The organism is Pseudomonas sp. (assembly GCF_049301935.1).
Classification (GTDB): Bacteria; Pseudomonadota; Gammaproteobacteria; order Pseudomonadales; family Pseudomonadaceae; genus Aquipseudomonas.
Map to the genome: position 1 here is coordinate 40219 of NZ_JBAQLP010000036.1, position 25655 is coordinate 65873.

27 protein-coding genes are annotated in these 25655 nt (G+C 61.3%); 3 read left to right on the forward strand and 24 right to left on the reverse strand.

The genetic code is table 11. From position 1 onward, the window contains the following. Positions 1-72: 72 nt before the first annotated feature. On the forward strand, positions 73-1206 hold the full coding sequence (locus tag WA145_RS04860) for an aminotransferase class V-fold PLP-dependent enzyme (protein ID WP_422580476.1): 1134 nt from the start codon (positions 73-75) through the stop codon (positions 1204-1206). A gap of 301 nt (positions 1207-1507) precedes the next feature. On the opposite strand, the gene WA145_RS04865 is transcribed toward WA145_RS04860, so the two are convergent. From WA145_RS04865 to WA145_RS04925, 13 genes are all read right to left on the reverse strand, one after another. After that, positions 1508-2290, reverse strand: a complete 783-nt coding sequence (locus tag WA145_RS04865; protein WP_422580477.1) for a TatD family hydrolase — start codon at positions 2288-2290, stop codon at positions 1508-1510. Between the two features lie 62 nt (positions 2291-2352). Then, entirely contained in the window at positions 2353-2709 is a 357-nt protein-coding gene (locus tag WA145_RS04870; RefSeq protein WP_422580478.1) for a PilZ domain-containing protein, read from the reverse strand. Between the two features lie 36 nt (positions 2710-2745). Next, positions 2746-3732, reverse strand: a complete 987-nt coding sequence (locus tag WA145_RS04875; protein ID WP_422580479.1) for a DNA polymerase III subunit delta' — start codon at positions 3730-3732, stop codon at positions 2746-2748. Continuing rightward, positions 3725-4357 (reverse strand): dTMP kinase, encoded by a 633-nt coding sequence (gene tmk, locus WA145_RS04880; protein WP_422580480.1) that lies wholly within the window; start codon positions 4355-4357, stop codon positions 3725-3727. The genes WA145_RS04875 and tmk overlap by 8 nt, the downstream gene beginning before the upstream one ends. 9 nt (positions 4358-4366) lie before the next feature. After that, positions 4367-5419: an endolytic transglycosylase MltG gene (gene mltG, locus WA145_RS04885; RefSeq protein ID WP_422580481.1), complete on the reverse strand. Its 1053-nt coding sequence runs from the start codon at positions 5417-5419 to the stop codon at positions 4367-4369. A 3-nt stretch (positions 5420-5422) separates the two neighbouring features. Next, a complete protein-coding gene (gene pabC, locus WA145_RS04890; RefSeq protein ID WP_422580482.1) occupies positions 5423-6238 on the reverse strand; it encodes an aminodeoxychorismate lyase in 816 nt (271 codons plus the stop codon). Then, positions 6238-7482, reverse strand: a complete 1245-nt coding sequence (gene fabF, locus WA145_RS04895; protein WP_422580483.1) for a beta-ketoacyl-ACP synthase II — start codon at positions 7480-7482, stop codon at positions 6238-6240. The genes pabC and fabF overlap by 1 nt, the downstream gene beginning before the upstream one ends. Before the next feature lie 107 nt (positions 7483-7589). Next, complete coding sequence (gene acpP / locus WA145_RS04900) at positions 7590-7823, reverse strand: acyl carrier protein (protein WP_058066290.1); 234 nt, start codon at positions 7821-7823, stop codon at positions 7590-7592. Positions 7824-8019: 196 nt separating this feature from the next. Then, positions 8020-8763: a 3-oxoacyl-ACP reductase FabG gene (gene fabG, locus WA145_RS04905; protein ID WP_422580484.1), complete on the reverse strand. Its 744-nt coding sequence runs from the start codon at positions 8761-8763 to the stop codon at positions 8020-8022. A gap of 15 nt (positions 8764-8778) precedes the next feature. After that, a complete protein-coding gene (gene fabD / locus WA145_RS04910; protein ID WP_422580485.1) occupies positions 8779-9717 on the reverse strand; it encodes an ACP S-malonyltransferase in 939 nt (312 codons plus the stop codon). 104 nt (positions 9718-9821) lie between these two features. Next, entirely contained in the window at positions 9822-10832 is a 1011-nt protein-coding gene (gene plsX / locus WA145_RS04915) for a phosphate acyltransferase PlsX (RefSeq protein ID WP_422580486.1), read from the reverse strand. Between the two features lie 3 nt (positions 10833-10835). Further along, a complete protein-coding gene (rpmF, locus tag WA145_RS04920) occupies positions 10836-11018 on the reverse strand; it encodes a 50S ribosomal protein L32 (RefSeq protein ID WP_411185231.1) in 183 nt (60 codons plus the stop codon). A 13-nt stretch (positions 11019-11031) separates the two neighbouring features. Beyond that, positions 11032-11559, reverse strand: a complete 528-nt coding sequence (locus tag WA145_RS04925) for a YceD family protein (RefSeq protein ID WP_422580487.1) — start codon at positions 11557-11559, stop codon at positions 11032-11034. Positions 11560-11679: 120 nt separating this feature from the next. Between WA145_RS04925 and WA145_RS04930 the strand changes: the two genes are divergently transcribed. Next, on the forward strand, positions 11680-12258 hold the full coding sequence (locus WA145_RS04930; RefSeq protein WP_422580488.1) for a Maf family protein: 579 nt from the start codon (positions 11680-11682) through the stop codon (positions 12256-12258). A 49-nt stretch (positions 12259-12307) separates the two neighbouring features. Here WA145_RS04930 and sppA read toward each other — a convergent pair whose 3' ends face one another. Genes sppA through rluC form a run of 3 tightly spaced genes read right to left on the reverse strand, consistent with a single transcriptional unit; the run spans position 12308 to position 14949 of the window. Continuing rightward, positions 12308-13288, reverse strand: coding sequence for a signal peptide peptidase SppA (gene sppA, locus WA145_RS04935; protein ID WP_422580489.1), 981 nt, complete (start codon positions 13286-13288; stop codon positions 12308-12310). Continuing rightward, a complete protein-coding gene (locus WA145_RS04940) occupies positions 13278-13988 on the reverse strand; it encodes an HAD-IA family hydrolase (protein WP_422580524.1) in 711 nt (236 codons plus the stop codon). The genes sppA and WA145_RS04940 overlap by 11 nt, the downstream gene beginning before the upstream one ends. 7 nt (positions 13989-13995) lie before the next feature. Next, positions 13996-14949, reverse strand: coding sequence for a 23S rRNA pseudouridine(955/2504/2580) synthase RluC (gene rluC, locus WA145_RS04945; protein WP_422580490.1), 954 nt, complete (start codon positions 14947-14949; stop codon positions 13996-13998). 580 nt (positions 14950-15529) lie between these two features. Here rluC and rne point away from each other — a divergent pair. Next, entirely contained in the window at positions 15530-18625 is a 3096-nt protein-coding gene (rne, locus tag WA145_RS04950; protein ID WP_422580491.1) for a ribonuclease E, read from the forward strand. Between the two features lie 96 nt (positions 18626-18721). Here the strand turns inward: rne and murB are convergent, their stop codons facing one another. From murB to WA145_RS04990, 8 genes are all read right to left on the reverse strand, one after another. Beyond that, positions 18722-19741 carry a UDP-N-acetylmuramate dehydrogenase gene (gene murB / locus WA145_RS04955; protein WP_422580492.1) on the reverse strand — a complete coding sequence of 340 codons (1020 nt, stop codon included), beginning with the start codon at positions 19739-19741 and terminating at the stop codon, positions 18722-18724. Beyond that, positions 19738-20202 (reverse strand): low molecular weight protein-tyrosine-phosphatase, encoded by a 465-nt coding sequence (locus tag WA145_RS04960; RefSeq protein WP_422580493.1) that lies wholly within the window; start codon positions 20200-20202, stop codon positions 19738-19740. The genes murB and WA145_RS04960 overlap by 4 nt, the downstream gene beginning before the upstream one ends. Continuing rightward, the gene (kdsB, locus tag WA145_RS04965; RefSeq protein WP_422580494.1) at positions 20202-20966 is read right to left on the reverse strand and encodes a 3-deoxy-manno-octulosonate cytidylyltransferase; all 765 of its coding nucleotides are present in this window, start codon (positions 20964-20966) and stop codon (positions 20202-20204) included. Before kdsB ends, WA145_RS04960 begins: the two co-directional genes overlap by 1 nt. Then, entirely contained in the window at positions 20967-21152 is a 186-nt protein-coding gene (locus WA145_RS04970; protein ID WP_422580495.1) for a Trm112 family protein, read from the reverse strand. It lies immediately after the preceding gene. A 61-nt stretch (positions 21153-21213) separates the two neighbouring features. Further along, positions 21214-22215, reverse strand: a complete 1002-nt coding sequence (lpxK, locus tag WA145_RS04975; protein WP_422580496.1) for a tetraacyldisaccharide 4'-kinase — start codon at positions 22213-22215, stop codon at positions 21214-21216. Between the two features lie 13 nt (positions 22216-22228). Then, positions 22229-22657, reverse strand: a complete 429-nt coding sequence (locus tag WA145_RS04980) for an ExbD/TolR family protein (protein WP_422580497.1) — start codon at positions 22655-22657, stop codon at positions 22229-22231. Further along, a complete protein-coding gene (locus tag WA145_RS04985; RefSeq protein ID WP_422580498.1) occupies positions 22654-23286 on the reverse strand; it encodes a MotA/TolQ/ExbB proton channel family protein in 633 nt (210 codons plus the stop codon). The genes WA145_RS04980 and WA145_RS04985 overlap by 4 nt, the downstream gene beginning before the upstream one ends. A gap of 72 nt (positions 23287-23358) precedes the next feature. Beyond that, positions 23359-25584 carry a DNA internalization-related competence protein ComEC/Rec2 gene (locus tag WA145_RS04990; protein WP_422580499.1) on the reverse strand — a complete coding sequence of 742 codons (2226 nt, stop codon included), beginning with the start codon at positions 25582-25584 and terminating at the stop codon, positions 23359-23361. Between the last annotated feature and the right edge of the window lie 71 nt (positions 25585-25655).

The window sequence follows — 25655 nt, forward strand, 5'->3', positions numbered from 1 at the left end:
GGACTACGGGGTCAAAAAAACGAAGGCGCGTATTATGCCTAACTAACGGCAAATTGCACGGATCATCCGACCATGTACGCAGTTCATGACGAGTTTCCGCAACTTCCCGGTCTGCGCTATCTGAACCACGCAGCCGTTTCGCCCTGGCCACAACGGGCCGTCGATGCGGTCAGCCGCTTTGCCAGCGAGAACGCACAAACCGGCGCGCGCGACTACGCAACCTGGCTGCAGATCGAGCGCCGCCTGCGCGAGCGTCTGCAGCGCCTGCTCAACGCGCCCAGCTGCGGCGATATCGCCCTGGTGAAGAACACCTCCGAGGCGTTGTCCTTTGTCGCCTTCGGCCTGGACTGGCGGGCCGGTGATCAGGTGGTAATCAGCGACGAAGAATTCCCTTCCAACCGGATTGTCTGGGAAGCGCTCGCGCCTCTGGGCGTTGAGGTGGTGCAGGTCAACCTGCACAGCGGTAATGCCGAAGCCGCCCTGCTGGCCGCTTGCGGCCCACGAACCCGACTGATGGCAATCAGCGCTATACAATATGCCAGCGGCCTGCGTCTGGAACTGCCGCGCCTGGGCCAGGGCTGCCAAACACGCGGCGTGCTGCTGTGCATCGATGCCATCCAGCAACTCGGCGCCCTGCCCTTCGACGTGCAGACCAGCCAATGCGCCTTTGCCATGGCCGACGGGCATAAATGGCTGCTCGGCCCGGAAGGCCTCGGCGTGTTCTATTGCCGCAGCGACCTGCGCGCCCAGCTCAAACTGCATGAATACGGCTGGCATATGCTCGAACATGCCGGCGACTACCAGCGCAGCACCTGGGAGCCCGCCCGCAGCGCCCGGCGTTTTGAATGCGGCAGCCCGAATATGCTCGGCGCCATGGCCCTGGAGGCCAGCCTGTCGCTGCTCGAAGAGGTGGGCATGACCGAGGTCGAACGTGCCTTGCAGGAGCGCATGCAATGGCTGCTCGATGGCCTGCTGCGAATTCCGCATAGCCACCTGCATAGCCCGCTGAACCCGCAGCGACGCGGCGGCATCCTCACCTTTAGCCTCGATGGCTGGGATAACCAGGCCCTGTATCAATGCCTACGCGACGAACAGGTGATCTGCGCGCAACGCGGTGCAGGCATCCGCCTGTCGCCACATTTCTACACCAACGCCAGAGTTATTGAAGATACGCTGGCGCTGCTACAGCAGCTGGCCACTGCTTGAGGACTCAGCAGCACGGTGCGTATTCCAAATCCGTTTAAGAATGCCGGTAAATGGCCTGGACGTTCGGCAATCTTCACCAATACTGATGGGTACTGGTGTGCGGCGTATCCCCCAAGCGCCCCGCCAGGCAAGGTACCGTGGACCGCGTACCTTGATTTACTCCTAATGGTCTTAACCCGGTCTCATCCCCCAGAGCCCGGGTTTTTTTTATGTCCGCCATCCATGGCGGCCACCCTTCGGGCCGTCGCTACGCGACGTTAAAAATTGCTCCAGGCAATTTTTTGCGCTGAACCTGGGGAACTCAGTTCACCCGAGCCAGCGGAAATAAGCGCTTGAAATTGGCCGTGGTCTGCTCAGCCAATTGCTCGAAGCTCACGCCACGCAGCACCGCCAGGTATTCAGCCACATCACGCACATACTCGGGCAGGTTGGGCTTGCCGCGATGTGGGATGGGCGCCAGGTAAGGCGAGTCGGTCTCCACCAGCAGGCGATCGGCAGGCACCTGGCGCGCCACTTCACGCAGCGCCTCGGCATTGCGGAAGGTGACGATGCCGGACAGCGAGATATAGAACCCGATATCCAGCGCGGCCTTGGCCATTTCCCAGTCTTCGGTAAAGCAGTGCAGCACACCGGCTTGCGCCAACGCCGCTTCGCGCAGCAGCGCCAGGGTGTCGGCACGCGCTTCGCGGGTATGCACGATCACCGGTTTGCCGGTAATCCGCGCCGCATCCAGGTGCAGGCGGAAGGACGTTTGCTGCAGCGCCGCAGATTCCGGCTCGTAGTGATAATCCAACCCGGTTTCGCCGATGGCCACCACCTGGGGGTGATTCAACTCACCGAGCAGCCAGTCCAGCGCCGGGGCCGCGCCGGGCTCAAGGTCCAGCGGATGCACACCGACCGAGCAATCGACATCGCTATAGCGCTCGGCCAGACCTTTGACCGCAGCGGCGTTGCCTGCGCTAACGCCGATGCACAAAAAATGACCAACACCGCGCGCCCGCGCAGCATCCAGTGCCGCGTCGAGTGAACCGCCATGGGCGGCCAGATCGAGGCGGTCAAGGTGACAGTGGGAATCAACCAGCATGGAAGCAATCACTTGAGAGTCGGTGCCGCAAAGCGGACACCGTGGTACGGAGGAAAAACCACTTACATGGTGTGCGTCGGGCGATCCGAGGTCAGTGCACCGGCCAGGTAGGTTTCGATCTTGTTGCGCGCGGTGTTGTCGCCATCATTGAACTGCACACCTACACCAGCGGCGCGATTGCCCTGAGCGCCCTTGGGAGTGATCCAGACCACCTTGCCGGCCACCGGAATCTTTTCCGGCTCATCCATCAGGTTGAGCAACATGAACACTTCATCACCAAGCTTGTAGTTCTTGTTGGTGGGAATAAACAGGCCGCCGTTCTTGATAAAGGGCATGTAAGCGGCATAGAGCACGGATTTGTCCTTGATTGTCAGCGACAAAATTCCGTTACGCGGGCCCAAGTTAGGAGGCAGACTCATGCGGCATTCCTGATTTTATTCACTCAATGGCCGATTCTAGCCCGGTCCGGGCAAGCTTGCCCACTGCACCAGCAAGGCTTCGAGAAGCAAGACACGGTTAAGGTTAGCCTTGCCGATAACTTTCTGACGCTGTGCCAGCAACCAATCCTGCATGCTCAGCACTTTCGCCTGCGGGGTTTTATCCGCCAGGTACTGCACCACCTTGCGCATATCAGCTTGCCCGAGCCCGTCTTCATCACGGCTCAGTTGGTAACGCAGCATCAGCTGCGACCACTGGCAGAACCAGTCGAACAGCAACTGCAGGGAGACCGCATTCCAACTCTCGGCCAACTGGCTGGGCGCGATCTGCTGTTTGAGCAGCTTCTTCACCCCGTCAACCACCTGCGCACGCTGCGCGATAACGCCCTGCTCATGCATCTTCAGCGCCGCCAGCGGCGAGCCAGCGGCAAGAAACAGCAACTCGTTATGCTCTTCGGCGCTACAGCTCGGTAACGCCTGCGCCAGCCACGCCAGGCTCATGGCCTCGCTTGGCAGCGGACAAGCCTGCTGCACGCAGCGGCTTTTCACCGTCGGCAACAGGCGACTGGGCTGATGACTGATCAACAGCAGCACGGTATTGCCGGACGGCTCTTCCAGGCTTTTCAGCAAGGCGTTGGCGGCGTTGACGTTCATCGACTCGGTCGGCTCCACCAGCACTACTTTGCGCCCGGCCAGCTGCGCGGTCTGCACCACAAAGCTGACCAGCTCACGCACCTGATCAACCTTGATCGCCTTGTCGACCTCTTCCGGCTCCAGAATGTAGTTATCCGGATGGGTGCCGGCCGCCAGCAGGTGACAGGACTTGCACTGGCCACAGGCATCCAGGCCTGCGGGCTGTTGGCATAACAGGCGCGCCATCAAGCGCTCAGCCAGCGCGCGCTTGCCGATGCCGGCCGGCCCGTGCAGCAAATAGGCATGGGCATGCTGGCTACGGCCAGCCAGTTGCTGCCAAAGAGAATCCTGCCAGGGGTACGCGTCAGCCACGCTGCAGCTCCAGCAGTTGTGGCAGCAGCTTATCCAAGGCCAGCTGCACCTCGCTCAAGGAGCGTGCGGCATCGAGAATGCGGTAGCGCTGCGGCTGCTCGGCGGCGCGGCGCAGGTAGGTCTGGCGCACAGCATCGAAGAACTGCCGGCCTTCCTGTTCGAAGCGATCCAGCCGACCGCGCGCCGCTGCACGGGCCAGGCCCACTTCAATCGGCAGATCAAACACCAGGGTCAGGTCCGGGCGTAACGCGCCCTGAACGAACTCCTCCAGCAAGGCGATACGCACCTCGGACAGGCCACGACCGCCGCCCTGGTAGGCGTAGGTCGCATCGGTGAAGCGATCACAGAGCACCACAGCGCCACGCGCCAAGGCCGGGCGAATCACCTGCGCCAGGTGCTGGGCGCGCGCGGCAAACACCAGCAGCAGCTCGGTATCGGCCGCCATCGGCTCATCACTGGGTGCCAACAGCAGCTCGCGCACCCGCTCGGCCAAGGGCGTGCCGCCCGGTTCACGGGTCAACAGCACATCGATGCCGTGCTCACGCAAGCGCTCGGCCAGGTAATCACGGTTGGTGCTCTTGCCGGCGCCCTCCGGGCCTTCCAGGGTGATAAACAAACCGCTCACAGGCTGTCCTTACTGATTATTGGGCACGGCCGGGGCCGGACTGGAACGGTAATCCGCGCGGCGCTTAAGCTGATACTCACGCACGGCCCGGTTGTGTTGTTCCAGGGTATTGGAAAATACATGGCTGCCATCGCCACGGGCGACGAAGTACAGACTGCTGCCGGCCACCGGATTGAGCGCCGCATGGATCGCTTCACGGCCGACCAAGGCAATCGGCGTCGGCGGCATACCGTCGATGGTGTAGGTGTTGTAAGCCGTGGGCTGACGCAGATCATCACGGGTGATGCGGCCGTTGTAGCGCTCGCCCATACCGTAGATCACCGTTGGATCGGTTTGCAGGCGCATGCCGATGCGCAGACGGCGCACAAATACTCCGGCAATTTCGCCACGCTCTTGCGGCACTCCGGTTTCTTTTTCAATCATCGAGGCCATGATCAGCGCGTCATAAGGTTCTTTGTACGGCAGGTCCTTGGCCCGCTGCGCCCACTCCTCAGCCAGCACCTGCTCCAACCGCGCATGCGCCTGCTTGAGCAGTTCAAGATCACTCATGCCACGCACAAAGCTGTAGGTATCGGGAAAAAAACGTCCCTCTGGGTTCAAACCCGGCAGACCAAGCTTCTTCATCAGCTCGGCATCGCTCAACTCGCTCAGGGTCAGCTCAAGGCGTGTTTCGCGTGCCAGTGCGGCGCGTACCTGGCGGAAATTCCAGCCTTCAACCAGCGTCAGGCTGTATTGCAGCACTTCACCGCGCCGCCACTGGCCGAGCATATCCAGCGCAGTAGACCCGGGAGTCAGGCGATACTCGCCACTGTGCAACGGTTGATTGCGCAGATTGAAGCGCCAGTAAAGACGCAGCCAGAAAGCCTGATCAAGGATACCATCGGCTTCAAGACGATTGAGCACGCCACCTGGCGTCGCGCCTGCCGGCACATCCACCAGATACTCTTCGGTAAGGTTCAGCGGCTGGTGCAACGCCGTATGCTGTTGCCAGGCGGCAAACGCAACCAGTAAGCCAGCCAGCAGCACACCGCCTTCCAACAGCAGCAAAAATTTGCGTATCACGAATCAGCAGTCCAGTAGATCGCGGGCAATGGCCTGCAGTTTACGGGTGAGCGGGCCGACCGGCCAGTCGTGTGCAAGCAAAGCGCGAACTGGCCACACGCCATAGACGCTGTTGCACAGCATGACTTCATCAGCCGCCAGCAACTCGGCGTAGCTGATATCCCGTACCTGACACTCGATCCCTTGCGCAGCCGCCTGGGCCAGCAACTCGGCGCGCATCACCCCGGCAACCCCACAACGCGACAGGTCGGCGGTCACCAGCACACCACCACTGACCAGCAACAGGTTGCTGTAAACGCCCTCGATCACCCGGCCGCTGCTGTCCAGCATCAGGCCCTCGGCATGCTCGGCGTCCTGCCATTCGCTACGCGCCAGCACCTGTTCCAGTCGATTGAGATGCTTCAGACCCGCCAGCAACGGCTGCTCGGCCAGACGCGTGGCGCAGGCAAACAGGCGTACGCCCTGCTCGGCATAGGCTGCGGGATAAACCGGTTTAGCCGCCGCCTGCAAAATCACGCGCGGTTGCGCAGGTTGCGGCGGCGTATAGCCACGCAGCCCGTCACCCCGAGTAAGGATCAGCTTGGCCACGCCCTCACCCAGCTGCTGACTGAAGGCCAGCAGCTGGTCGCGTACAGCGGGTAGGTCGAGCGGAATGTTCAGCCGCACACTACCTTCGGCCAAGCGCGCCAGGTGACGCTCCAACAGAACCGGTTGCCCGGCATTTACGGCGATGGTCTCAAACAGCCCATCGCCGTAGGCCAGGCCGCGATCCTTTACGGACAGCAGCTCGGCCGGCTGACCATCGACCCAGCTCAGCATCAACCGGCGAACCGGCGAAACACCAGCGAGCCGTTGGTGCCGCCAAAGCCAAAGGAGTTGGACAGCACGACATCCAGCGCCATGGCCTTGGCCTGGTGCGCGACAAAGTCCAGATCACAGCCTTCGTCGGGGTTATCCAGGTTGATGGTCGGCGGCGCCACCTGATCACGCAGCGCGAGGATGCTGAAGATCGCCTCCACCGCACCGGCCGCACCAAGCAGGTGACCGGTCATGGACTTGGTCGAGCTGACCGCCAGTTGGTAGGCATGCTCACCGAACACCGATTTCACCGCCGCCACTTCAGCTTTGTCACCGGCCGAGGTCGAGGTGCCGTGCGCATTGATGTACTGCACCTGTTCAGGATTTAGCCCGGCATCGCGCAGGGCATTGGTCATACAGCGCGCCGCACCTGCGCCATCTTCCGGCGGCGAGGTCATGTGGTAAGCGTCGCCGCTCATGCCAAAGCCGATCAGCTCGGCATGGATGGTCGCGCCGCGCGCCTTGGCGTGCTCCAACTCTTCCAGCACCAGCGCGCCTGCCCCGTCGGAGAGCACGAAACCATCGCGGTCTTTGTCCCACGGACGGCTGGCCTTGGCCGGCTCGTCGTTGCGCGTGGACAACGCACGGGCCGCACCGAAGCCGCCCATGCCCAGGCCGCAGGCGGCCATCTCGGCGCCACCGGCGACCATCACATCGGCCTCGCCGTATATGATGTTGCGTGCCGCCATGCCGATGCAGTGCGTACCGGTGGTACAGGCCGTGGCGATGGCGTAGTTAGGCCCCTGCAGCCCCAGGTGGATCGACAGGAAGCCGGAAATCATATTGATGATCGAGCCAGGCACGAAGAACGGCGAAATGCGCCGCGGCCCCTGCTCGTGCAGCGATTTACAGTTGTTCTCGATATTGGTCAGGCCGCCGATGCCGGAGCCCATGGCCACACCAATACGCTCACGGTTGGCATCGGTGACTTCCAGACCGGAATTGCGCACCGCCTGAAAGCTGGCAGCCAGGCCGTACTGGATAAACAGATCGAGCTTGCGCGCCTCTTTGGCAGACAAATATTCCTCGACGTTGAAGCCCTTTACCGCACCACCAAAGCGCGTGGAGTAAGCGGAAAGATCCATATGCTCAAGCAGGCCAATGCCACTGCGGCCAGCCAAAATGCCCTGCCAGCTACTCGGCACATCGTTACCCAATGGCGACAGCATGCCCATACCGGTAACCACGACGCGTCTACGCGACACAGCAATCTCCTTTTCTAGTTTTCAACGCCTGGAAAGCGCTTAAAGAAAAGCCGCACGCCTGATGAAGGGAGTGCGGCTTTTCCGAGTCGGGATCCGACGATTACGTTTTACGCGTGAGCGGTAACGTAGTCGATCGCTTCCTGAACGGTGGTGATCTTCTCGGCTTGTTCGTCCGGGATCTCGGTCTCGAATTCTTCTTCGAGAGCCATCACCAGCTCAACGGTGTCAAGCGAGTCGGCACCCAGGTCTTCAACGAAGGAAGCGCTGTTGGTTACTTCCTCTTCTTTGACGCCCAGTTGCTCGGCAACGATTTTCTTGACGCGTTCTTCGATGGTGCTCATACGTTGTTCTCACTCCTAATGGGACAAATCTTGGCCACTGTGCTGCGGCCAAGTGTATAGAAAGGGTTTTTAGCATTTCAAGCGCAATGCCGGGGTGCCCCACAAACACTTCAACGACCTGCCTATAAACCTGTTGCAGCTTTATAACGGATTTTAGACAGCATCTATGACAGTTTTCTGAAGCCATCCGTCACATTCAGCTCATGTACATCCCGCCGTTCACAGGGATAGTAGCGCCTGTGACGTAAGCCGCGCCATCAGAAGCGAGGAAAGCGACCACTTTTGCGATCTCTTCGGCTTGCCCCAAACGGCCCAACGGAATCTGTGCCAGCAGCGCATCACGCTGCGCTTCCGGCAATTCGCGGGTCATATCGGTGTCGATAAAGCCCGGTGCCACGGCGTTTACGGTAATCGCCCGGGAGCCCACTTCACGCGCCAGCGCACGACCGAAACCTTCCAGCCCGGCCTTGGCCGCAGCATAGTTGACCTGCCCGGCGTTGCCCATGGCACCCACCACCGAACCGATATTGATGATGCGACCGTAACGCGCCTTGGTCATGCCGCGCAGCACCGCCTTGGTCAGCCGGTACAGGCTGCTCAGGTTGGTGTTGATAACGTCAAACCACTCGTCATCTTTCATCCGCAGCATCAGGTTATCGCGGGTGATGCCGGCGTTATTGACCAGAATCAACGGCTGACCAAGATGTTGCTGGATATGTTCGAGGGTGCTGGCGACCGACTCGCTGTCGCTCACATCCAGTACCAGACCCGCCCCTTCAATGCCATTGGCCTTGAGGGTTTCCGCAATACGCTCAGCGCCCGAAGCGGATGTGGCGGTGCCGATAACCACCGCCCCCTGACGCCCCAGCTCCAGGGCAATCGCCTGGCCAATGCCACGGCTCGCGCCGGTGACCAGTGCAACTTTACCTTGCAGGCTCATAACATTTCTCCTTAATCAGACCAGGGCCGCGTTCGCCGCAGCGAAGGCGTCCGGGGTGTCCAGGTTATGGGTATTGATGCCTTTGACGCAGCGCTTGTTCAAACCAGACAACACCTTGCCCGGACCGCACTCAAGCAGATCCGTCACGCCCTGCGTAGACAGGCAGACGATCGACTCGACCCAGCGCACCGGACTGTACAGCTGCGCCAACAGGTCACGCTTGAGCCCTTGCAGATCAGTCACTGCCGCGGCACTGACGTTCTGCACCAGCGCGATCTGCGGGGTCTGCCAGTCGATGGCGGCCACCGCCTCGGCAAAGCGCTCAGCCGCAGGACGCATCAACGCACAATGCGACGGCACGCTAACCGGCAAGGGCATGGCGCGTTTGGCACCACGCGCCTTGCACGCCTCAATAGCACGCTCGACCGCAGCAACGCCGCCAGCAATCACCACCTGGCCCGGCGCATTGAAATTTACCGCGCTAACCACTTCACCCTGCGCCGCTTCGGCGCAAGCCGCCAGCACATCAGCATCTTCCAGACCGAGAATCGCTGCCATGCCGCCCTGCCCGGCCGGAACCGCCTGCTGCATCAACTGGCCACGATGCTCCACCAGCTTCACCGCAGCGGCCAGCGACAAGCTGCCCGCTGCGACCAGTGCCGAATACTCGCCCAGGCTGTGCCCGGCGACAAAAGCCGGACGCGCCGTGCTCTCGGCCAGCCAGGCACGCCACAACGCAACAGAGGCAGTGAGAATCGCCGGCTGGGTTTTGTCAGTTTGATTGAGTTGCTCTTCAGGACCTTGCTGGGTCAGCGCCCAGAGGTCATAACCGAGGGCTTCGGAAGCCTCGGCGAAGGTTTCGAGGATCAGTGGCCGTTGCGCACCATGCTCGGCGAGCATGCTCAGCGACTGGGAACCCTGACCGGGAAAGACGAATGCGAGAGATGCAGACATGGAAACCTGTTCCTAATGATCGTGATCGTCGGTAATACGCGCCCAGTCTAGCCAAGCGCAAGAAACTGACAGTTGGATGACAGGCTGCCCGCCGCGGTCACATTCTAAAGCAGGTGCTCACCCAGGCGACCGTGCAAACGCTGCGGTAGATTTTCTTCAATCTCCCGCAATGCTCGGCGAATAGCGCTTTTAAAGCCATCCGGCCCGGCTGCGCCATGGCTTTTCACCACAATACCCTGCAACCCGACAAAACTCGCACCATTGTGCTGCGCCGGGGCCAGCTCAGCCTGCAAACGCCGCAACAGCGGTAACGCCAAAGCCCCCACCAGGCGCGCAGCCAGGCTGGACTTAAACAGCGCCTCAATCCGCCCGGCAATCATCGCCGCCAGGCCTTCACTGGACTTAAGCAGGATATTGCCGACAAAGCCGTCGCACACCACCACATCGGCCTCACCGCGATACAACCCATCGCCCTCGACAAAGCCGATGTAGTTCAAGCCTTCCGCCTGCTGCAAAAGACTCGCCGCCAGCTTGACCTGCTGATTGCCCTTGATGTCTTCAGTGCCAACGTTCAGCAACGCCACCCGCGGCCGCACTGTACCCAGCGCCTCGGCGGTCACCGAGCCCATCACGGCAAACTGATAAAGATGCTCGGCACTGCAATCGACATTGGCACCCAGGTCGAGCAGATGGCAGAAGCCCGCCTGCGTCGGAATGGCCGTGACCATGGCCGGCCGATCAATCCCCGGCAGGGTTTTCAGCACATAACGCGACAGCGCCATCAACGCCCCGGTATTGCCGGCACTGACGCAGGCCTGCACCGCACTACTGCGCAGCAACTCAAGACTGATGCGCATCGACGAATCCGGCTTGCCACGCAGCGCCTGCGCCGGCCGCTCGTCCATGGCGATAACTTCGCCGGCATGCTCAACACGCAGGCGTGCACGATCAACGCTGGGATAACGGGCAATCAGGGATTCAAGAAGCGAGGATTGGCCAACGAGGACCAGGTGCAACGAAGGGTATTCAGCCAGACAAGAAATGCAGGCTGGAACAATGCAGTGGGGACCGAAGTCCCCACCCATTGCATCAATCGCGATGATCGGAGCGGACAAGATTTACTCGTCAGCGCCCTTGTCGATCACTTTACGACCACGGTAAACGCCTTCTGGCGATACGTGGTGACGCAGGTGGATTTCACCAGTGGTTTTTTCGACCGACAGCGTGCTGGCGTCGAGAGCATCGTGGGAACGACGCATGTCACGGGCGGAACGGGATTTTTTGTTCTGCTGAACAGCCATAACTAATTAACTCCTAAACGTTTGGGTCACGCTTTAACTGCGCCAATACACTGAACGGGTTGGACCGCGTTACCTCGTCCTCGATCAACTCGGGCTCTTCGAGGCCGGTTGGTTGCTGGCAATCTTTAGGGTCATGAGCCGGGACAATGGGCAAGGCAAGCAAAAGCTCCTCCTCAACCAGCGCCAGCAGATCCAATGGGTCTTCACCCAACTCAATCACGTCATAGCCTTGCGGCACTGACTGGGTATTCGCACCCTCTTTCACCACAGCGTAATCACAGGCGCTATGGATCGGCAAAGTGACCAGCTCCAGACAACGCTGGCAAACCATCTTCACTTCAACCTCAAGCTCGCTGTGAAAAACTACAGCATTGCGCTCGTCGCGCTCGAAGAAGAACTTCGTACGCACCATGCCTTGGTTATCGGCAAGCGGGCCGCAGAGTCGCTGCAAATCGGACAGCTGCAGCTCACCTTCGAGGGTGGCGCTGCGATCGGCTAATTTGCGCGGATCAACGTGAGGTGGAATCGGGCCATTTGACATAGGCGGCGCATTTTAGGGATGCAACCCGCCGCTGTCAAAGGAAATTCGGCCTGTCCAGCATATGGACCGACCGCTAGAATCGCCAACCATCTACAGACTCTTATATAGAAGGAAATCGCCGTGCTGCCTCTGGTGCTCGCCTCCAGCTCACCCTACCGACGCGAACTACTCAGCCGCCTGCGCCTGCCATTTACCTGGAGCGCACCGCAAATCGACGAAACTCGGCAACCCAATGAGGACGCAGATGCCCTGGTGCGCCGCCTATCGCTGGAAAAAGCCCAGGCACTCCGCGCAACCCACCCACAGCACCTGATCATCGGCTCGGATCAGGTCGCGGTTCTCGGCACGCAGATCCTCGGCAAACCGCACACACTGGAACGCGCCTGCGAACAGTTACTGGCCGCCAGCGGCAACAGCGTGACCTTTCTGACCGGACTTACCCTGCTCAATAGCGCCACCGGCCAGCAGCAAACCGACTGCGTACCCTTTACCGTGCATTTGCGCCCACTCAGCGAAGCGCAAATCATGCGCTACCTAAGCGCCGAACAACCCTTCGACTGCGCCGGCAGCTTCAAGGCCGAAGGCCTGGGCATCAGCCTGTTTCGCAGAACAGCAGGCAGCGACAGCAACAGCCTGATCGGCCTACCCCTGATTCGCTTAGTGGATATGCTGCAAACCTGCGGCGTTGAAATCCCTTAAAACAACAAGCCCGGTCATTAACCGGGCTTGCTTCTAGCGTGCGTGACGACTAACGCAGTGCCGGCCCCTGAAACCCCATCCACAGGGCAATGCGCTCGGCCATGCTGGCACCCAGGGTTTTCGCAAAGCGATCGAACGGCGACTCCTGCACGGTGAAGTCGACGATTTCCTTCTCACCAATCACCTCGCGCGCCACATAGCTGGTATTGCCCAAGGCATCGACCAAGCCTAACTGCACAGCCTGTTCACCCGACCAGACCAGACCCGAGAACAGCTCAGGGTGCTCGGCATCCTTCAAACGCTCACCCCGCCCCTGCTTGACGCTGGCAATAAACTGACGATGAGTGGTTTCCAGCACACCCTGCCAGAACTCGGTCTCTTCGGCCTTCTGCGGCTGGAACGGATCGAGAAACGCCTTGTGCTCACCTGAGGTATATACCCGGCGATCCACACCCAGCTTCTCCATCACCCCAACAAAGCCGAAGGTCGCCGCCGTTACACCGATGGAGCCGACCAGGCTGGCCTTATCGGCATAGATTTCATCGGCCGCACTGGCGATGTAATAGGCACCCGACGCACCCAGATCGGTGATCACCGCATACAGCTTGATCGCCGGGTATTCGGCGCGCAGGCGACGAATTTCGTCATAGATGTAGCCCGACTGCACCGGACTGCCGCCCGGGCTATTGATGCGCAGAATCACACCCTTGGTATTGGCATCCTCAAACGCCGCACGCAGGCTGCTGACGATATTGTCGGCGCTGGCCGACTCCTGATCGGCAATCATCCCACGCACTTCGATCACCGCAGTATGACTGCCGGTGGTCGCGCCTTTTTTCATCTCCAGCATGGGCGAGAACAACGCCAGCGCACCGAAGATATAAATAAAAGTCAGCAGCTTGAAGAAAATCCCCCAACGCCGCGCGCGGCGCTGCTCCTGCACACCAGCCAGCAGGGTCTTCTCCAGCAGCTGCCAGCTCTTGCCATCAGCGTCATCAGCCGCTGCCGACGCCTTCCATTCATCTGCCATGCAACACCACCTCAACTGACTGATTAGACGCACGCCGACCTAGCCAGGCGCGCAACTCGGTAAAACATTCTATCGCCAGCGTTGGCTGACATTCACGCAGCGCTTGCAACGGCTGCGCGCCATAACCGACCGCGACACAATCCATACCAGCACGCTGCGCCATCAACAGATCGAAGGACGAGTCGCCCACCATCAACGCCTGACTGGCAGCAATGCCGCTTTGCGCAAGGATTTCGTGCAGCATCAGCGGATCCGGCTTGCTCGCCGTTTCATCGGCGCAGCGGCTGTAGTCGAAATAATCCAACCAGCCGCGATCAGCCAGCACCCGTTGCAAGCCATGCCGCCCTTTACCGGTCGCCACCGCCAGGCGATAGCCCTCGGCACGAAAAGCCGCCAACCCCTCCGCCACACCATAAAACAGCGGCGAAGGCTCGGACTCCAGCGACAGATAGTTTTCACCGTAGCTTTGCCGCAGACGCTGCGCCCGAAGCGCATCATGCATATCCGGATACAGACAACGAATCGCCTCAGGCAAACCCAGGCCAATGATGCCGCGCACCTGCTCATCGGTGCAGCGCGGCAACTCACAGGCATCGGCCGCCAGGTGCATCGCCGCAACAATCCGACCGATGGAATCGACCAAGGTGCCATCCCAATCGAAGATCAATAGCTGGTAGCCACGCTCCTGACAGCCACGCATCTGAGAATCAGGCACCGAGACGCTCCAGGGTTCGCGCCCACATGTCATCGACCGGGGCGGCAAGCTTGAGCTGCCCACCCTCGGGCAGCGGCACGACCAGCTCATAGGCATGCAGAAACAGGCGCTTGCCGCCCAGATCACGAATCTCCTTGGTGAAATCATCATCGCCGTACTTGCTGTCACCGGCAATACAGTGCCCGGCATGTTGGGCATGCACACGAATCTGATGGGTACGCCCGGTCACCGGCTTGGCCTCGACCAAGGTGGCGAACTCGCCGAAGCGGCGTAGCACACGGAAGACGGTCAGCGCTTCCTTACCTTCAGGATTGACCTCAACCATGCGCTCACCGGAACGCAGATTGCTCTTCAACAGCGGCGCATTGACCTGCTTCTTGGCCGTCGCCCAGTGGCCACGCACCAGCGCCATATAGCGCTTGTCCACGCCATCGCCACGCAGGGCTTCGTGCAGGTGACGCAACATGCTGCGCTTCTTGGCAATCATCAGCAGACCCGAAGTATCACGATCCAGGCGATGCACCAACTCCAGATCCTTGGCGTCCGGGCGCAATTGACGGAAGGCCTCGATCACCCCGTAATTCAAGCCGCTACCTCCATGCACAGCGATGCCGGCCGGCTTATTCAGCACGATCAGCGCCTTGTCTTCATAGACAATCGCCGCTTCAAGGCGCTGCAACAGCCCCTGCGCCAGCGGCTCGGGCTCATCGCGCTCAGCCAGGCGCAGTGGCGGCACGCGGATGATGTCACCGGCCTGTAGCTTGTATTCGGGCTTGATCCGACCCTTATTCACGCGCACTTCGCCTTTACGCAAAATCCGGTAAATCAAGGTCTTGGGCACGCCTTTGAGCTGGGTGCGGAGAAAGTTATCGATGCGCTGGCCGGCAAGTTCCGGCGCAACCTCAAGTAGCTGAACGCCAGAGGTTGGAGAGGTAGGAGTCGTCATCGCGCAATCATAACAATTTTTTATGGAATTGAAGCACTTAATCATTGCTGCTATAGTCGGGAACGCCGCCAAAAGCGGCCTGGTTTGCGGATGATCGCCAAAACTGCCATCCCCAACCAACGCAACCCATTCGGGACGTGAGGCCGTCCGACGGGTTATTCAACGAAAGAAAAGCCTGCAAGGCTGTGAATAACTCGGAAATAAAGCCTTTAAGCCATGATGCGCAACCTGCCCCTCTGGACAGTTGCGGTAATAGTTAACCCGCTGCGGATGTTCGCGAGCGGCACCCGAGTTTCAGCGATACGTGTAGGGTGGAGATGTACAACTGTTGGTCCGCGTAGCAGCTCGCTTTACCAAGACGCTTTATCTCGTCCGCTACCAACAGCTGATTCCTCCTCCTGACTTAGTGCTTTCTGTTATCACAGCGAGCAGGAGACGTCCGTCGCGGCCCAGCACAATTGGCTGACCGCCGCTAGACACTGGAACGCTTTACGACCGTTCCTGACGCACCTGACACCGACCCCTGAAGTCGTGTGTGCCGAACGCCGCTTCCGCCAGCACCGGAAACCGACGGTACTACATGAAAAGAATGCTGATTAACGCAACTCAGCCCGAAGAGTTGCGTGTTGCCCTGGTAGATGGGCAAAAACTCTACGACCTGGACATCGAGTCCGGCGCCCGTGAGCAGAAAAAATCCAACATCTATAAGGGTAAAATCACCCGCGTAGAACCTAGCCTGGAAGCCGCTTTCGTCGACTTCGGCTCCGAGCGCCACGGTTTTCTCCCGCTCAAAGAAATCTCCCGCGAATACTTCAGCAAGGCCCCCGAAGGTCGCGTCAACATTAAAGACGTGCTCCGGGAAGGCCAGGAAGTCATCGTTCAGGTCGAGAAAGAAGAGCGTGGCAACAAGGGCGCAGCCCTGACCACCTTTATTAGCCTCGCCGGTCGTTACCTGGTGCTGATGCCGAACAACCCGCGTGCCGGTGGCATCTCGCGGCGCATCGAAGGCGAAGAGCGTAACGAACTGCGTGAAGCGCTGAACGGCCTGGTCGCGCCGAGCGACATGGGCCTGATCGTGCGCACTGCAGGCCTGGGCCGCTCCAGCGAAGAAATGCAGTGGGACCTCGATTACCTGCTGCAACTCTGGACCGCGATCAAAGAAGCCTCCCTGGACCGCGCCGCGCCTTTCCTGATCTATCAGGAAAGTAACGTGATCATCCGCGCCATCCGCGACTACCTGCGCCAGGACATCGGCGAAGTACTGGTCGACAGCATCGAAGCGCAGCAGGAAGCCCTGAGCTTTATCAATCAGGTGATGCCGCAGTACGCCAGCAAGATCAAGCTGTACGAAGACAGCGTGCCGCTGTTCAACCGCTTCCAGATCGAAAGCCAGATCGAAACCGCCTTCCAGCGCGAAGTGAAACTGCCGTCCGGCGGCTCCATCGTCATCGACCCAACCGAAGCCCTGGTGTCCATCGACATCAACTCGGCGCGTGCGACCAAAGGCAGCGACATCGAAGAAACTGCCCTGCAGACCAACCTGGAAGCGGCTGAAGAAATCGCCCGCCAGCTGCGCCTGCGTGACATCGGCGGCTTGATCGTGATCGACTTTATCGACATGACCCCGGCGAAGAACCAACGCGCCGTGGAAGAAAAAGTCCGCGAAAGCCTGGAAGCCGACCGTGCCCGCGTACAGGTCGGTCGCATCTCGCGCTTCGGCCTGCTGGAAATGTCCCGTCAGCGCCTGCGCCCGTCCCTGGGCGAGAGCAGCGGCATCGTCTGCCCGCGCTGCAACGGTCAAGGCATCATCCGCGACGTCGAATCGCTGTCGCTGGCGATTCTGCGCCTGATCGAAGAAGAAGCCCTGAAAGACCGCACTGCCGAAGTTCGTGCCCAAGTGCCGATTCCAGTTGCTGCCTTCCTGCTCAACGAAAAACGCAACTCGATCACCAAGACCGAACTGCGTACCCGTGCCCGTATCGTAATCATCCCGAACGATCACCTGGAAACCCCGCACTTCGAAGTCACCCGCATTCGTGACGACAGCCCGGAAGCTCAGTCCACTCAATCCAGCTATGAAATGGCGACCGTTGAAGTGGAAGAAGAGAAGCAGGCTGCCGCAACGCGCACCCTGGTTCGCCAGGAAGCCGCGATCAAGACCGCGCCGCAGCGTACCGCGCCAACCCCGGTTGAAGCCGTTGCCGTTCAGCCGGTTGCCGCCGCCGAGCCAAGCCTGTTCAAGGGTCTGGTCAAGTCGCTGGTCAGCCTGTTCGCCAGCAAGGAAGAAGAAAAACCTGCTGTCATCGAGAAGAAAACCAGCGAACGCCCGCAGCGCAGCGATGAGCGTCGCAATGGTCGCCAGCAGAACCGCAGCCGCGGTGGCCGCAACGAAGAGCGCAAGCCGCGCGAAGAGCGTGGCCCACGTGAAGAACGCGCACCGCGTGAAGAGCGTCAGCCACGCGCCGCCCGTGAAGAACGTGCTCCCCGTGAGGAACGCGCACCGCGCGAAGAACGCAGCCCACGTGACGTCGTAGAAGTTCGCGAGCCACAGGAAGTGCGTCAGTCGCGCCCACCGCGTGAAGAGCGTCAGCCGCGTGAGCGCAAGCCCCGTGAAGAGCGCCAGCCACGCGAACTGCGTGAGCCGCTGGATGCCGCACCTGGCGATAGCGCTACGGTGAGCGAAGAAGTCCGCGCCGAACGTCCACAACGTGAACCACGCCAGCCGCGCCCACCGCGTGAAGAGCGCCAGCCGCGTACCGAACAGGCTGCAGACGCCAGCGATGAAGAAGTACTGAACGCTGAAGAAACACTGCAGGACGATGAGCAGGAAGGCAGCGAAGGTGGCGATCGCCCACGTCGCCGCTCCCGTGGTCAGCGTCGTCGCAGCAATCGTCGCGAGCGCCAGAACGATGCCAACGGCAACCCGATCGAAGGCAGCGAAGAAACCGCAGAAGCTCCAGCCGATGCCGACAACACAGTGGTCGCTGCAGCAGTCACCGCCGCCGTTATTACGACCACGGACGAAGCCGCTCCAACAAATGTTGAAGCAGCACCGGTAGTTGCCGAGCAGGAGCAGCCACGCGAAACCGCGGCAGTTGAAGCGCCACAAGCCGTTGCTGAAACCGCTGTTGTAGAAGCAGTAAGCAGCCCGGTTGTCGAGGCCAGCGCAGCACCGGTACAGGTCGCCGAAGTTAGCGAAGCTGCACCAGCACCTGCTGTTGAAGAGGCGCCTGCCCCGGTCGCAGAAGTTGTTGAAGCGCCCGCTGTGGTTGCCGCCCCCGAGCCGGTTGCCGAAGTGGCAGTGGCTGAAGTTGTAGCAGTTGAAGTTGCACCTGCAGTCGCCGTCAGCAGCAGCGGTCGCGCACCGAACGATCCGCGCGAAGTGCGTCGTCGTCAGCGTGAAGCCGAGCGCCTGGCCCGCGACGCCGCCGAAGCACCCGTTGCGGTCGTGCAGGTTGAAGCGGCTGCTCTGGTAGCTGAAGAGCCGGCCGCAGAAGAGGCTGCCGAAGCCGTAGTTGAAACTGCAGCCGAAGCACCTGCAAGCACCGAAGCAGCCGAGCCCAAGGCCGAAGCCACGCCAGCAGAAGCAGAAGTAAGCCAGGAGCCGCAAAACTCACTGTTTACTGAAGTAGAAGCTGACGAGCAGGATAAAGAAGCGGTCAAACCGCAGATCTGATCCGCTAGGCAATAAAAAGGGGATGCTTCGGCATCCCCTTTTGCGTTCTAGCGCTTATGACAGCGCGATCAATACACAGCCCTTGGCCCAAAAGCCTTACAGCACGTTTGGCTCGATCTCCAACTCCACCGCAAAACGCTGGGCGATATCCGCCTGGATACGCTGCGCCAGTGCCAACAACTGCGCACCTGTGGCTGCGCCGTAATTGACCAGCACCAGTGCCTGCAAACGATGCACACCTGCATCACCCTCACGAAAGCCCTTCCAGCCCGCCCGCTCGATCAACCAGCCTGCTGCCAGTTTGACCTGCCCATCCGCCTGGGCATACGCCACCAGATCGGTATGCTCAGCGCGCAAACGCTGCGCCAGCTCACTCGATACCAGCGGATTCTTGAAGAAGCTGCCGGCATTGCCCAGCTCAACCGGGTCAGGCAGTTTCTCGCTACGAATGGCGCAGATGGCCTGACTGACATCCAGCGCCGTCGGGGCATTGATGCCCTGCTCCGCCAGACGCTGACGCACCGGGCCGTAATCCAGATGCAGCGCAGCCGCGCGGCTCAAGGCAAAGCGTACCCGGAGGATGACCCAGCGCCCGCTTTCGCGCTTGAACAGGCTATCGCGGTAGGCAAAGGCGCAGTCCTGCAGAGAAAACTCACGCAGTTCACCAGTGTGCCGGTCCAGGGCGGTCAAACCGGCAAACAAGTCTTTCAGCTCAACGCCGTAGGCGCCGATATTCTGCACCGGCGCGGCGCCCACCGTGCCGGGAATCAGGCTGAGGTTTTCCAGGCCGGCAAAGCCCTGGGCCAGCGTCCACTGCACAAACGGATGCCAGGGCTCGCCCGCCTCCGCTTCGATCAATACCCGCTCGCCGTCATCCTCAAACACACGAATACCACGACTGGCCATGCGTAGCACCAGCGCCTCGACATCGCTGGTGAGCAGCAGATTGCTGCCGCCTCCGAGCAACAACAGCGGCAGCTGTTGTGTTTGCGCATAGCTCAGCGCCTCGCGCACCTGCTGATCGTTCTCGGCTTCGGCGAAATGGCTGGCCTGGGCCTCGACGGCAAAGCTGTTATAGGGCTTGAGCGATACCCGGGTCTGAATATGCAGGCTCATAGCCGTCCCTTAAGTTCGCGCACCAGGGCATCACAGGCCTGCTCGAGCAAATCCAGCACCTGGGCAAACCCGGCTTCACCACCGTAATAGGGGTCCGGCACTTCATCCAGCGCCAGCTGATAACGGCGCAGAAACAGGTCAAGCTCGGCCGCAGCATTGCTAGGGCGCAGCTGCTGCAGGTCATGCAGGTTGCTGTTGTCCATCGCCAGAATCAGGTCGAAGGCATGGAAATCCGCCGCCTTGACCTGCCGAGCGCGCAACGCGGACAGGTCATAGCCTCGCTGCTGCGCGGCTTGACGCGTGCGGCTATCCGCCGGCTTGCCCACATGCCAGTCGCCGGTGCCGGCCGAATCGACCTCGACGCGCCATTCCAGCCCCGCCTCACGCAGCTTGTGGCGCAGCACACCTTCGGCCGTGGGCGAACGGCAGATATTACCCAGGCAGACGAACAGAACGCGCATCAGGCCCCCAGCAGGCAACGAACCCGCTCCAGGTCTTGCGGCGTATCGACGCCGGCAGGCGGTGCCTCCAGGGCATCGGCGACATGGATGCGCACGCCATGCCAGAGCGCGCGCAGCTGCTCCAGACACTCGGTGTCTTCCAGCCAGCACGGGCCCCAGGCGACGAAGTCATGCAGAAACTGCGCACGGTAGGCGTAGATGCCGATATGCCGGCGATAGGGCACGCCTGCTGGCAGCTCGTCACGGCTCTTGGCGAAGGCATCCCGCGCCCAGGCCAGCGGCGCACGGCTGAAGGTCAGGGCCAGGCCAGTCTTGTCGCTGACCACCTTGACCACATTGGGGTTGAACAGCGCCTGCACATCCTCAATCGGCTCGGCCAGGGTGGCGATTGCCGCCTGTGGATTTGCCGCCAGATTGGCCGCCACCTGATCGATGATTGATGGCGGAATCAGCGGCTCGTCGCCCTGCACGTTGACCACGATGGCGTCGGCCGCCAGGCCAAGCGCCGTAGCTACTTCAGCCAGGCGGTCGGTGCCGGAGTTATGGTCGACGCGGGTCAGTACCACCTGCGCACCAAAGCCTCGGCAGGCCTCAACGATGCGTGCATCGTCGGTGGCCACCACCACCTGCTGGGCGCTGCTTTTGCAGGCCTGCTCCCAGACATGCTGAATCATCGGTTTGCCGGCAATATCCTGCAGCGGCTTGCCCGGCAGGCGGCTGGAGGCGAAACGCGCCGGAATCACAACGGTAAAGGCAGTACTCATTTACTTGTCCAGGCGTTCGTCGACGGTGAGGGTGCGGGCTTCGCTTTCCAGCATCACCGGGATGCCATCGCGAACCGGGAAAGCCAGCGCATCGGCCTTGCAGATCAGCTCGCGCTTGTCAGCGGCGAGCTTCAGTGGGCCCTTGCACAGCGGGCAGGCGAGAATGTCGAGTAGTTTCGGGTCCATGGAAGATCCTTGATAGGAAGCAGCTGCTGGGGCGGACGAGACCGCCGAATGATCAGAACAGTCAGGCGCGCGGCACAAGACGCTGCAATTGCTGATCAAACCAGGCGACAAACGCGGCCGAAGGCTCGGCATCCACCGCCAGGTACCACCAATCGTCAGCCGCAAAGGCCCGGCACTTGACCGCATCCTTTTCCGTCATCAGCACCGGCAGCGCCGGGCTGAAATTCAGCAACTCGGCGCTGTACGGCGCGTGGTCGGCAAAGGCATGCGCGACAGGCCGCCAGTGTAGCCCTTCGAGGGTGTTGAAGAAACGCTGCGGGTTGCCGATACCGGCCACCGCATGCAGGGCCTGACCGGCCGGAAAGTGACTGAGCGGATGCTGCTGACCACTGCGCAGATTGACCAAGGTGCGCGGTTGCAGGGTAAAACCGTAACCATCCTGCGTATCACTGGCAGCGCCGTTATACAGCAGCGCATCGACGCTCTGCAGACGCTCGACCGGCTCACGCAGCGGGCCGACTGGCAAGCAATGGCGATTGCCCAGGCCGCGCGCGGCATCGATCAGCACCAGCTCCAGATCACGGGCCAGACGGTAGTGCTGCAGACCGTCGTCACTGAGGATCAGGTCCAGCGGCTCGGCCGCCAGCAAAGCCGCCACGGCGCGGCCGCGATCCGGATCAATCATCAGCGGCACGCCGCTGCGTTGCACAATCAGCAGCGGTTCATCACCGGCCACGCTGGCGGCTTGATCAGCCTGCACGCGCCAGGGCAGCTGCGGCGGCTGAGCGCCATAGCCGCGACTGACCACACCGACGCGCAGCCCTTGGCGGCGGCAATGCTCGATCAGCCAGAGAATCATGGGGGTCTTGCCGGTGCCGCCGACGGTTATATTACCGACCACCACCACCGGCACGGGCGCACGGTAGATCTCGCCCTCACCGGCGAGAAAGCGCGCACGCTTGCGCTGTACCACCGCGCGATACAGCCACTCCAGCGGACGCAGCAGGCCCAGCGCCGGATGACCGGCGTACCAGGCAGCAGTGAGTCGTGCAGGCAGGCTCATCAGCAGGCAAGCCTCAAGGCGCGGCTTGCGCCTCAATGGTGGTCATGCGCAGGTGAGCAAAACCCAGTTTGCCGGCCGCGTCCATGGCGGTAATCACCGCCTGATGCTGCGCCTTGGCGTCGGCGCTGATAATCAGCGGCAGACTGTTATCGCCTTCCGACTCTTTCTGCAGCGCCACCATCAGGCTTTCCAGGTCACTTTTCAGCAACTGCTTGGCATTCAGCGAGTAGCTGCCATCAGCGGCAATCAGGATTTCCAGCTGCTTGAGTTCGGTCTGCTCTGGTGGCGTGCCAGTGGCGGCCTCCGGCAGATCGACCTTGAGCTGGGTCTCACGGGTAAAGGTGGTGGTGACCACAAAGAACAGCAGCAGGATAAACACCACGTCGATCAACGAGGCCAGATTGATCTCGACGTTCTCCCGCGGTTTGCGCCGGAATTTCACGCCTTGTCCTCGCCCAAGTCGACATCACGGTCGCCCTGCACCACTTCCACCAGGCGAATCGCTTCCTGCTCCATACCGACCACCAGTTCATCGATCCGCCGTTGCAGGTAACGGTGGAAGAACAGTGCCGGAATGGCCACCATCAGACCCGCCGCCGTAGTGATCAGCGCCTTGGAAATACCGCCCGCCAGCAAGGACGCATTGGCCATGCCCGAGCCCATAAAGGAGCTGAAGATTTCGATCATGCCCAGCACCGTGCCGAGCAAACCCAGCAGCGGCGCGATGCCGGCGATGGTGCCCAGGGCATTGAGGTAGCGCTCCAGGTCATGAATCACCCGGGCGGCGGCTTCCTGAATGCACTCTTTCATGATCTCGCGACCATGTTTGGAGTTGGCCAGGCCAGCGGCGAGGATCTGCCCCAGGGGCGAGCCTGCGCGCAGCTCCTTGAGCTTCTGGTTATTGAGTTTTTTATCCTTGATCCACTTCCACACCTGACCGAGCAGGTTGGCTGGGGTGATGCGGCTCGGCCGCAGCGTCCACAGGCGTTCGGCAATGATGCCGGCCGCAGCGATAGAACACAGAATGATCGGCAGCATCATCCAGCCGCCAGCTTTTACCAGTTCCCACACGGTGGCAGATCCCCTTCACAAAAGTGGCGCCACTCTAGCATAGGGTCGCGGCCTCGCCGACCGCTGCCGTTCTCATTTTTCCCGCCAAAAACGTGCTCGAGAGCGCAAACCCTGCGCCTGCTCGAATGCCCCCAAACGAATCCGTAGCGCGCCGTGCAGAGCCGTGTCGTACAGCCGCGCATCCAGCGCCCGATAGCGGCCAACCACCTCGGCATGCGGATGGCCAAAGGCATTGTGCGCGCCACGAGAGATCAGCACGGCTGTAGGCCTGACCTGTGCCAACAAGGCGACAGAGGATGAACTGCGACTGCCATGGTGCGGCGCCAGCAGCCACTGTGCCGGCATTGGCAAACCGCTGCTGAGCAGTGCCCGCTCGGCGTGGCTATCGATATCACCGGTCAACCACAGCCGCTCGCCATTGGCCTCGATGCGCAGCACGCAGGAAGCCTGATTGCCATCGCTCGCATCCGCCCAGCGCCAGGTGCTGAACTCAACGCCATCCCACTGCCAGCGCTGCCCGCTGACACAGGCGCTGGCCTGTAATAAAGGTGCGAGCTTATCCGGCTCGCCACTGAGCACCTGCCTGACCGGCAGACCGCGCTTGATCGCTGCGGCGCCACCGGCATGGTCGTTATCGGCATGGCTGATCAGCAGCAGATCGAGCCCGCGCACATCCAGCGCGCGCAACGATGGCAGCACCACCCTCTCGCCGGTATCGAACTCACCAAAACGCGGGCCGGCGTCATACAGCAGATCATGCCCCTGGGTACGCACCAGCACCGCCAGGCCCTGGCCAACATCCAGCAGCCACACTTCGGCTCGTGCATATTCAGGACGCTGCTGTGGGCTGAACAACAAGGGCAGCAGCAGTAATGCACCCAGGCTGCGCATCGGCAAGGCGGCCGGTAATAGCAACACCAACGCGCCAAGCGCCACCAGCAGCCAGGCCCAAAATGGCAAGACACTGGGCAACCAGGCCGGCAGCCACAGAGCCAGTTGCGTGAGCAGAGAGAACAGCAGGCCCAACACCCAGCCTGCGACCCAAAGCAGCGCAGCCCCCACCCCAGGCAAGGGCAGCAATAGCGTACCGAGCAATGCCAGCGGCACCACCAGTAATCCCACCACAGGCACGGCCAGTAAATTGGCCAAGGGACCACTGGCACTCACCGGTAAACCGAGGGCCAGCAGCAATGGCAACAAGCCGATGGCCATGGCCCATTGCGCACGCAACAGGGTACTCCACCAGGGCCAGGCGCCCAGGCGGCCGCTGAAGATCAGGATCAACAGCATCACCGCACCAAAGGACAACCAAAAGCCCGGCTGCAAACTGGCCAACGGTTCACCCAGCAACACCACAAGCAGTGCCAGCAACACCGGCAGCCACACGCCCAGATGACGAAAGCGCCAGCGCCAGAGCAGCACCAACCCCACCATCACACAGGCGCGCTGCACCGGCACCGCAAAACCTGCCAGCAGCCCGTAAGCCAACGCGCCGACAAAGGCCAGCACGCACGCACAGGGCAGCCAGGGCCAGCTACGCGGCCAGAACCCCAGGCGCGCCAAGCCGGCAACCAGGCCATATAACAGCGTCGCCAGCAGACCAATATGCTGACCGGAGATGACCATCAGATGCACCGTGCCGGTGTTCTGCAGCACCTGCCAATCGGCCGGCGACAACCCCGAGTCGTCACCCAGCACCAACGCCGTCAACGCCCCCTCGCGGCCATGGGCAGGCGTTGCCAATAACTGCTGACGCAAGCGGTCACGCCAGGCCCCGGCGCCACTGGCTGGGGCAACCAGCTCGCCACTTTTTACGCTGCCCGTGGCGCCGATGCGCTGCGCCAGTAGCCAGGCCTCGTAATCAAATGCCTGCGGGTTAACCAGGCCATGGGGGCGCTTAAGCCGCACTGCCAGGCGCCAGCTCTCACCCGCGCGCACTGTTGGTCCGTCATACCAGGCCAGGCGTATACGGGCCGGCAACTGGTCGCGGCGTGACGTCACCCGCTGCAACTCAAAGCGCACCACGCCCTCGTCCACCTCAGGCAGGCCGACCACCTGCCCTTGCAGCCACAGGGTGCGCGCATCCAGCTGCCGCGCCAGACGATCATCCAGCGCCCACTGCGCCGATACGCACGCCCAGGTGAAACCGAATAGCAACAAGGCGAGGGGATAACTGCGAAACGGCAACAGCATCAAGCCGAAGATCGGCAAAAGAACCAACAACCACAGCGGCGGCAAGGCCGGAAGAAAGCGCAGCACCAGCAGCCCGGCCACCAGCGCCAATATCCCTGTGCGCATAGACTCGCTCCATGAGTCGAATACTGCATTTAACCTGTCGATCAGCTTTTGCTTATGTGCTGTCACAAAGT